The sequence below is a fragment of the Comamonas sp. B-9 genome, assembly GCF_000410635.1.
GTDB lineage: Bacteria > Pseudomonadota > Gammaproteobacteria > Burkholderiales > Burkholderiaceae_C > Comamonas.
On the sequence record NZ_KE148575.1, the window covers coordinates 1 to 1,353 of the forward strand.

Below are 1,353 nucleotides of genomic sequence, written 5' to 3' on the forward strand. Positions count from 1 at the left end.
GGCTCCACCAGGCGGCCAGGCCGGGGAACAGCAGGGAGGCGGCAAACACGCCCAGCGCCAGCAGCGCCAGGCCCCGGCCAAATTGGCTCAGTTGCACCGCCCAGGCGCCGGCTGCGGCGGCCAGCGATGCAGCGGCCGCAAAGGCCAGCGCCATGCCGATCAAGAGCGGCAGGGTGCCGTGGCGGCTGGGCTGGCCCTGGCGTGCAAAGACAAAGGGCAGAACGGGCAGGATGCAGGGGCTCAGCACGCTGAGCACCCCGGCGGCAAAGGCAACAAGGTACAAGGCCATGGCAGCTCCTTGGATGGCTGGTTAAGGACAGGCTTACAAGCGGGTGACGTCGATCACGGCCTGGGCAAAGGCCGCCGGCGCCTCCTGGGGCAGGTTGTGGCCAATGCCGCCCTCCAGGTTGCGGTGCTGGTAGGGGCCGCTGAACTTGGCGGCATAGGCAGCAGGCGCGGGGTGCGGCGCGCCGTTGGCATCGCCCTCCATCGTGATGCTGGGCACGGCGATGCGCGGCGCGCTGGCCAGCCGGGCCTCCAGCGCATCAAAGCGCGATTCGCCCTGTGCCAGTGCAATGCGCCAGCGGTAGTTGTGCACCACGATGGCGACATGGTCCGGGTTGTCAAAGGCCTGGGCGCTGCGCTGGTAGGTGGCATCGTCAAACTGCCATTGCGGCGAGGCCTGCTGCCAGATAAAGCGGTTGAAAGCGGCGGGGTTGGCGGCATAGCCGTCGCGGCCCCGGTCGGTGGCCAGGTAAGACTGGTACCACCAGGCGTATTCGGCAGCAGGCGCCTGGGGCTTGGCGTTGGCCTGGGGGTTGCCGATCAGGTAGCCGCTCACCGACACCAGGCCGCTGACCCGTTCGGGCCAGATCGCCGCCATGATGCAGGCGGTGCGCGCGCCCCAGTCAAAGGCGCCCAGCACCGCCTGGCGCACGCCCAGCGCATCCATCAGCGCAATGATGTCCTGCGCAACTGCGCCTTGCTGGCCATTGCGTGCGGTGCTGGCCGACAGAAAACGCGTGCCGCCGTAGCCGCGCAAGTAGGGCACGATGACGCGGTAGCCCGCAGCCGCCAGGCGCGGTGCCACATCGGCAAAGGCATGGATGTCATAAGGCCAGCCATGCAGCAGGATCGCCACGGGGCCGTTGGCGGGGCCCGCTTCGGCGTATTCCACGCGCAGGTCGCCGGCATCGATCTGCTTCAGCGGGCCAAAACCCGTGGCGTCGCTGGGGCTGGCTGCGCGCGCGCTGCTGGCCAGCAAGCTGCCCATCGGCGCCAGGGCCAGGCCCAGAGCGGCGTTGCCCAAAAAGCTGCGGCGGGGGGGGGGGATGATCGGGTTCATGGGGGGCC

Annotated in this window: 1 protein-coding gene and 1 pseudogene; both read right to left on the bottom strand. The window is 69.5% G+C overall.

Annotated features, from left to right (window positions below; translation table 11 throughout):
* Positions 1 to 289, bottom strand: a pseudogene (locus H928_RS27555) (cytochrome c biogenesis protein DipZ); the annotation flags it as partial.
* Positions 290 to 322: 33 nt separating this feature from the next.
* Positions 323 to 1,345, bottom strand: a complete 1,023-nt coding sequence (locus tag H928_RS0112715) for an alpha/beta fold hydrolase (RefSeq protein ID WP_027010899.1) — start codon at positions 1,343 to 1,345, stop codon at positions 323 to 325.
* Positions 1,346 to 1,353 lie beyond the last annotated feature (8 nt).